Source organism: Azospirillum sp. B506, assembly GCF_000333595.1.
GTDB lineage: Bacteria > Pseudomonadota > Alphaproteobacteria > Azospirillales > Azospirillaceae > Azospirillum.
The window spans coordinates 1-7755 of sequence record NZ_BADK01000788.1; the positions used below are offsets into that span (position 1 = coordinate 1).

Here is a 7755-nt window from a genome sequence, read left to right on the forward strand (position 1 = left end):
CATTGCAACGCTCCGCCACCGTCAGGTAGCCGTCGAACAGCCGCCCCTTGCCACATCGCGGGCAGACGCTTCTCAGGCCCGCCGACAACGGGGAAACTCTCGGGTACAGATCGATCACGCCATCACCTCCCGTTCGCACCGTTCCGGCAGACATATAGGCCGCCGGAACGGCACGGCATCGATGACGTCGATGGACGGCATCAGTGGGCGGCGATCACACCGCCATGTCCACCCCACCAGTAGACCGACACGAACAGGAACAGCCAGACCACGTCGACGAAGTGCCAGTACCAGGCCGCCGCCTCGAAGCCGAAATGGCTTTCCGGGGTGAAGTGGCCCTTCACCGTGCGGACCCAGCAGACCGCCAGGAAGATGGTGCCGACCAGCACATGGAAGCCGTGGAAGCCAGTCGCCATGTAGAAGGTCGAGGGGAAGATGCCGTCGGTGAACTTGAAGGCGGCATGCACGTATTCATAGGCCTGGAAGAAGGTGAACATCACGCCCAGCAGCACGGTCAGGCCCAGCGCCTTGGCGGCCGTCCGGGTCTGCCCCTCCAGGATGGCATGATGCGCCCAGGTGACGGTGACGCCCGACAGCAGCAGGGTCAGCGTCATCATCAGCGGCATGTCGAACGGGTCGATGACATGCACGTTGGGCGGCGGCCAGACGGCGCCCGGGTTGATCGGCGAGACCTTCGGTTCCAGCGCCGCATGGAAGAAGGCCCAGAAGAAGGCGGCGAAGAACATCACCTCCGAAGCAATGAACAGCGCCATGCCATAACGAAGGCCGATCTTCACCACCGGCGTGTGGGCATGCTCCACCACCGATTCCCGGATGACCGACCGCCACCAGCCAAACATCGTCACCAGGATGGCCAGCACGCCCAGGATCATCAGCAGCTTGCCGCCGCCATGCATGTAGATGACCAGCCCGGTGGCCAGCAATCCGCCGGAAAAGGCACCGATCAGCGGCCAGGGGCTGGGCTTCAGCAGATGGTAGGGATGCGGGATGCCGGCGCCCGGTTCATGGGCTGACGGTTCGGCGTGCGGCATTTGCCCGTGGGTGATGTCGGCCATCGTCTCACTACCCCATATGGTTTAGTTTGTGGCGGTCGCCCCCGGCTCCGCCTTTTGTTTGACTGCCCCCGTTGCCGTGGACGCGGGTGAGGCGGCCGTATGCTGTGCCAGCTTGGCCTCGCTGTCCTTGGCGCGGAAGAAGGTGTAGGACAGCGTGATGGTGTTCACGTCGTCCATGTTCGGATCGTCGGCCATCGATGGGTCGACGAAGAAGATCACCGGCATGTCGACAACCTGGCCGGGCTCCAGGACCTGCTCGGTGAAGCAGAAGCACTGCAACTTGTTGAAATAGGCGCCCACTTTCTCGGGCGTGACGTTGTAGACCGCAGTGCCGACGGTCGCGGTCCTGCCCCGGTTCTCCGCCCGGTAGGCGGCAAAGCCGGTCTCGCCCAGCTTCAGGTCCAGGTCCTTCTGCTCCGGCTTGAAGGACCAGGGAAGAGCCGTGTTGGTGTCGGCGTTGAAGCGGATGGTCACCTTGCGCTCGACGACACGCGCCGCGGCCTGTTCCGCCCGCTGGGTGGTGCCGCCGAAACCGGTGACCGCGCAGAACAGGTTGTAGAGTGGGACAGACGCATAGGTCAGCCCGATCATCCCCGCCACCAGCCCGAACAGGGAACCGAGGACGAGGCGGTTGCGGCGGCGCAGCCTGTCGTCGCGCCGTGTCATCAGTGCGCCCCGCCCATCCGCACGACGGTGATCGCGTAGAACAGCACGACAAGGGCAAGCAGGCCCGCGAGAACGGCCAGATTGCGTCCGCGCAGCTTCTTCGCCCGCAGCGCCGCCTCCTGCCGCCTCTGCTCATCCACCGAGCTGCGGGGACCGGTCAGGTCATCGCGTTCCATCACCGTCATACCCACCCTCCAAGGATCAGCCGCTCGCCCATCATCACGGCGAACAGCAGGAACAGGTACAGGATCGAGAAACCGAACATCTTCTTGGCCGGCTTGTCGTCGCCGGCCCGCAGGACGCGGACGGCGCAGCCGACGAACATCAGGCCGAGGAGGACCGACACCGCCAGATAGACCGGCCCAGCGATGCCGACGAAGGACGGCGCCGCGGCCACCGGCAGCAGAATCAGGGTGTAGAACAGCATCTGCCGCTTGGTTGCCGTCTCGCCCGCCACCACCGGCATCATCGGCACGCCGGCGCGGGTGTAGTCGCTGTTGCGGAACAGGGCCAGCGCCCAGAAATGCGGCGGCGTCCACAGGAAGATCAGCAGGAACAGCAGGATGGACGGCAGATCGACGCTGCCGGTCACGGCGGCCCAGCCGATCATCGGCGGAAAGGCGCCGGCGGCCCCGCCGATCACGATGTTCTGCGGGGTCCGGCGCTTCAGCCACATGGTGTAGACGAAGACGTAAAAGCCGATGGTCAGCGCCAGCAGCGCAGCGGCGGTCCAGTTCACCGCCAGCCCCATCACCACCACCGACAGCACCGACAGGGTGACGCCAAAGCCGAGAGCCTCCGCCGGCTCGACCCGGCCTGACGGGATCGGGCGCTTCACCGTACGGGTCATCACTGCATCGATGTCGCGGTCGTACCACATGTTGATGGCACCCGACGCCCCGGCGCCGACGGCGATGCACAGCACGGCAACCATAGCGAGGAAGGGGTGGATGTGACCGGGCGCCAGCACGATGCCGGCCAGCCCGGTGAAGACCACAAGCGACATGACCCGCGGCTTGAGCAACTCGATGAAGTCACCGGCCGACGCCCCTCCGGTCTGATTGAGCGTCAGTTCGTTCGTCACATCCGTCATATCATGTCCTTGTCTTCTAACCCCGGGCCTTCCAACAAAAAGTCGTCACCCCGGCGCCCTCACACCGGCGCCCATTTTCGGGCTGCTCGGCTTGGTCCTCTGGATCGGTTGGGCGCCTGCTTTGCGGCGACGCCCGCCCGTTAGCACGCTTACTTGACCTGGGGCAACGTCTCGAACGCATGGAAGGGGGGCGGCGAGCTGACCGTCCATTCCAGCGTGCCAGCCTGCGGCCCCCAATAGGCGCCCGGCACCCGTTCGCCACTGCGCAGGGTCCTCCAGGCGATCCACACGAAAAGCAGCGTGGAGGCGAAGGAGAGATAGGCGCCCAGCGACGAGATCATATTCCAGCCCCAGAAGGCATCCGGATAGTCGGGGATGCGGCGGGGCATGCCCGACAGGCCCAGGAAATGCTGCGGGAAGAACACCAGATTGACGCCGATGAAGGTCGTGTAGAAATGGACCTTGCCCCAGAATTCCGGATACTGGCGCCCCGACATCTTGCCGATCCAGTAGTACCAGCCGGCGAAGATCGAGAACACCGCACCCAGCGACAGCACATAGTGGAAGTGCGCCACGACGTAGTAGGTGTCGTGCATATAGTTGTCGAGACCGCCGTTCGCCAGCACCACGCCGGTGACGCCGCCTACCGTGAACAGGAAGATGAAGCCGAGCGCCCACAGCATCGGCACCCGGAATTCGATCGAGCCGCCCCACATGGTGGCGATCCAGGAGAAGATCTTCACCCCGGTCGGCACCGCGATGATCATGGTGGCGGCGGTGAAGTAGGCCTTGGTGTTGACGTCCAGACCGACCGTGTACATGTGGTGCGCCCACACGACGAAGCCGACCACGCCGATGGCGACCATGGCGTAGGCCATGCCGAGGTAGCCGAATACCGGCTTCTTGGAGAAGGTCGACACGATGTGGCTGATGATGCCGAAGGCCGGCAGGATCATGATGTAGACTTCGGGATGGCCGAAGAACCAGAACAGGTGCTGGAACAGGATCGGGTCGCCGCCGCCTTCGGGGTTGAAGAAGGTGGTGCCGAAATTGCGGTCGGTCAGCAGCATGGTGATGGCGCCGCCCAGCACCGGCACCGCCAGCAGCAGCAGGAAGGCCGTCACCAGCATCGCCCAGACGAACAGCGGCATCTTGTGCAGCGTCATGCCCGGGGCGCGCATGTTGAAGATGGTGGTGATGAAATTCACCGCTCCCAGGATCGAACTGGCGCCGGCCAGATGCAGGGCGAAGATCGCCATGTCGACCGACGGCCCGCTATGCCCCAATGGTGATGACAGCGGCGGGTAGATCGTCCAGCCGGTACCGGCGCCGGTGCCGACGAAGGCGGAACCCAGCAGCAGCAGGAAGGCCGGCACGATCAGCCAGAAGCTGATGTTGTTCATGCGCGGGAAGGCCATGTCGGGGGCGCCGATCATGAGCGGCACGAACCAGTTGCCGAAGCCGCCGATCAGCGCCGGCATCACCACGAAGAACACCATGATCAGGCCGTGGGCGGTGATCAGCACGTTCCACATCTGGCCGTCGGAGACGATCTGCAGGCCCGGCGACTGAAGCTCCGCCCGCATAATGACGGAGAACAGGCCGCCGATCAGCCCGGCAATGACCGAGAAGATCAGATAGAGCGTGCCGATGTCCTTGTGGTTGGTCGAATAGAACCAGCGCTGGACGAAGCCGGGGACGTGATGATCGTCATGCCCGTGCCCATGGTCTCCGGCATGGTCCCCATGCCCCGGTGTGGCGTTTGCCATGTCTCTACCCTTTGTCGCTGTCCCTGGCCGCCGTCCGCTCCGGTCTTTTGCCGAGCATCGGCTGCTGGGTGGGTTCTTCTTATCGCGTCTTCCCGGTGGCGGGCTGTGCGAAGTCCGCTTATTCGACCAGCGTTCCGGTCGGACGCTGCGCCACGTCACGGTCGCCGTCCTTCGGCGAGAAGGCGGTTTTGGCCTTGGCGACCCAGGCGTCGAAAGCCTCCTTCGACACGGCCTCGACGGCGATCGGCATGAAGCCATGGTTGGTGCCGCAGATCTCGGAGCACTGGCCGTAATAGACGCCCTCGCGCTCGGCCTTGAACCAGGTCTCGTTGATGCGGCCGGGCACGCCGTCCTTCTTCAGGCCGAAGGCCGGCACCGCCCAGGAATGGATCACGTCGCCGGCGGTCACCAGCACGCGCACGGTGGTGTTGACCGGCACGACCACACGGTTGTCGACCTCCAGCAGGCGCTTCTGGCCTGGCTTCAGGTCGGCGTCGGCGATCATGTAGCTGGAGAAGGTGATGTTGCCATGATCGGGATATTCATAGTCCCAGTACCACTGGTGGCCGGTGACCTTGATGGTCATGTCGGCCTGCGGAATGCGCTCCGCCGCGTAGAGCAGCTTGAAGGACGGAACGGCGATCACGATCAGGATGATGACCGGCACCACGGTCCAGGCGACCTCAAGCAGCGTGTGGTGCGAGGTCTTGGACGGGACCGGATTCCTCTTCGCGTTGAAGCGGACGACGCAATAGGCCAGCAGACCGGCGACGAAAATCACGATCAGCGTGATGATGACGGTCAGCAGGTCGTTGAACGAGGTCATCAGGTGTTTGACCGGCGAGGCGGAGGGCTGCATGCCCATTTCCCACGGTCGCGGCTCGTTCGCCAGGGCGGCCATGCTCCAACCGCCCACCATCGACAGGACCGCCGCCAGGCCGGCGGCGTACAGGCTTTGCCTTCTCATCCCCAACCCCTTCTTAGCCGCGACGCTTGTCATGGCCCGCGGTCGTCTCTTCCCGCCGACGCCCCCTCCGCCCTGTTGATCCGGACCGGTTTCTGTTCGCACGGTCCATAGTTGGGCTTATCAGCGAACGCCAGTTTATGCAGGGATCACGCCATCTTAGCGCGACATATACCCGCAGCTGGAGCTTATCCCCGTGCCCGGCTGGGTTACAAGCCTTTCCTCTCTCCCACCGAATGCATAGACTTTTCCTCGCATTCAGATGAGCCGCGCCGACAAAGGTTGATCGCGAACAGGGGTCATACCATGCGACATTCCGCCGCAGTCCGTTGGACCAGCTGATTTCTGATCGGATGGGATTTGGAAACAATGTGAGGGAAGTTCGGCTACAAGCCACAGCATTGTTGCGTCAGGCTGCCGCGACTCACGGAGTAAGAATGCAAGAATGGGAGAGGCCCGGGCTTCAGGCCAGCTGGGCGAAAGTGATAGGCGCCTCGCCCCACTCCGTGGCGGGGAATGGGGGAGGCAAAACGCCGAGCAAAAACAAAAACTCAATGCCCGCCGACCAGAACCTTGCGAATCCGCCGCACGCCCGACCAGACGAAGGCGATGACGATGGGAATCATCACCCCCACCAGCAGGCCCCTCGCCCCATTCCGGGGGGGGAATGGGGAGGCAAAACGCCGAGCAAAACAAAAACTCAATGCCCGCGGACCAGAACCTGGGAATCCGCGCCACGCCCGACCAGACGAAGCGATGACGATGGGATCATCACCCCAACCAGCAGTCCGGATCGACCTGAAACCGAACCCCTTGAGGCCCTTTGCCGCGTAGCCGACGATGCCGACGAGGTAATAGCTGATCGCCACCACTGACAGCCCCTCGACGGTTTCCTGCAAGCGGAGCTGCAATTGCGCCCGGCGGTCCATCGACTGGAGCAGTTCGGCATTCTGCCCCTCCACCGCGATTTCCACACGGGTGCGCAGCAGCGTGCTGGCCCGCGCGACGCGCCGCGACAGCGAGTCGAGCCGCTCCTCGACCGCCTCGCAGGTGCGGATCGCCGGGGTCAGGCGGCGGTCCATGAACTCCTGGACGGTCTGCAACCCTTCGATCCGGATTTCGCGCAACTCCTCGATTCGCCGCTCCACCAGTTCGTGATAGGCACGGGCGGCACCGAATCGGTATGCGGTCTCGGCGGCGATCTGCTCGGTCTGCGCCGCCAGCAGGGTCAGGCGGTCCAGCAGGTCGCGTTCGTCCTGCAGGTCGCGCAGGCTGGCGATTCGCGTGGTCACCTCCGACAGCCCGGCTTCGATCGGGCCGATTCGGGGCAGAACGCCGCGGGCCATCGGCAGGGCCAGCAGGGCCAGCACGCGGTAGGTCTCGATCTCCAGCAGGCGCTGGACGACGCGGCCGGTCTGGCGCGGCGTCATCGAATGGTCGGCGACCAGCATGCGGGAGAAGCCATCGCCATGGATGCGGAAATCCGTCCAGGCGGTTGCGGAACGGCCGGCGATTCGCGACCCGACATAGCTTTCCGACCCGAACATCGCCGCCATCATGTTGGGCGACGGTTCCGGCATATCGGGATCGAGGACCGCGACATGGATACCGACCAGCAGTTCACCCGGCAGTCCGGCCAGCCAGTCGCGCGGCAGGGCGTGCAGTGCCGGCTCCACGAACGGATCGACCAGGGCATTGGCCGGCATCGCGCTGGGACGAAAGACGGTCCAGGTCGAGAATTCGGTATGACGCTCCCACTTCAGGTGAAAGCTGCCGAAGGACGCGCTGTGATGGGTGGCGCCCTGCGGGGGACGGACCACGCCGGCCCAGTCGCACAACGCCTCCAGATGGCGGCGGTCGGCCTCCGCCGCTCCTTCCCCCGACAGCATCGCCAGCATGGTGGCGCGCACCGGCGAGGTCAGCGCCTCGGGCGGGCGGGCATGCACCTCGTTGGTCAACGTCTGCCGCAGCGGATGATCGCGCAAGGGGCGCGGGCCGGCCATGGAGGCACCGGTACCGGGCTCACCCGTGCGGTTCAGGGTGTCCATGGTCGTCCGCGCCGCTCCGTCGGTCATGATCCCCTCCGCCATCTCAGCACCGCTCCCGCCAGCCATCAGGTTACACAATCCGGCATCGGCGAACTTGCCGGATCGCGCCAGCGTCGCCACACTATAGTCAGCCCGTTAG

The 7755-nt window shown here is 64.6% G+C and carries 7 protein-coding genes; all 7 read right to left on the minus strand.

Annotated elements, in window-relative coordinates; genetic code table 11:
- Window positions 1-200: 200 nt before the first annotated feature.
- The 7 genes from I71_RS24780 to I71_RS24810 all read right to left on the minus strand — a co-directional run bounded on the left by I71_RS24780 (window position 201) and on the right by I71_RS24810 (window position 7643).
- On the minus strand, window positions 201-1076 hold the full coding sequence (locus tag I71_RS24780) for a cytochrome c oxidase subunit 3 (RefSeq protein ID WP_199902253.1): 876 nt from the start codon (window positions 1074-1076) through the stop codon (window positions 201-203).
- A 21-nt stretch (window positions 1077-1097) separates the two neighbouring features.
- Window positions 1098-1742 carry a cytochrome c oxidase assembly protein gene (locus tag I71_RS24785; protein WP_042699948.1) on the minus strand — a complete coding sequence of 215 codons (645 nt, stop codon included), beginning with the start codon at window positions 1740-1742 and terminating at the stop codon, window positions 1098-1100.
- Complete coding sequence (locus I71_RS24790; protein ID WP_042699951.1) at window positions 1742-1927, minus strand: hypothetical protein; 186 nt, start codon at window positions 1925-1927, stop codon at window positions 1742-1744. Before I71_RS24790 ends, I71_RS24785 begins: the two co-directional genes overlap by 1 nt.
- A complete protein-coding gene (cyoE, locus tag I71_RS24795) occupies window positions 1924-2835 on the minus strand; it encodes a heme o synthase (protein WP_042699954.1) in 912 nt (303 codons plus the stop codon). The genes I71_RS24790 and cyoE overlap by 4 nt, the downstream gene beginning before the upstream one ends.
- Before the next feature lie 149 nt (window positions 2836-2984).
- Window positions 2985-4604, minus strand: a complete 1620-nt coding sequence (ctaD, locus tag I71_RS24800) for a cytochrome c oxidase subunit I (RefSeq protein ID WP_042699957.1) — start codon at window positions 4602-4604, stop codon at window positions 2985-2987.
- Between the two features lie 118 nt (window positions 4605-4722).
- Window positions 4723-5571: a cytochrome c oxidase subunit II gene (gene coxB, locus I71_RS24805; protein WP_042699960.1), complete on the minus strand. Its 849-nt coding sequence runs from the start codon at window positions 5569-5571 to the stop codon at window positions 4723-4725.
- A 548-nt stretch (window positions 5572-6119) separates the two neighbouring features.
- The gene (locus I71_RS24810; RefSeq protein ID WP_049976318.1) at window positions 6120-7643 is read right to left on the minus strand and encodes a DUF3422 family protein; all 1524 of its coding nucleotides are present in this window, start codon (window positions 7641-7643) and stop codon (window positions 6120-6122) included.
- Window positions 7644-7755: the final 112 nt, after the last annotated feature.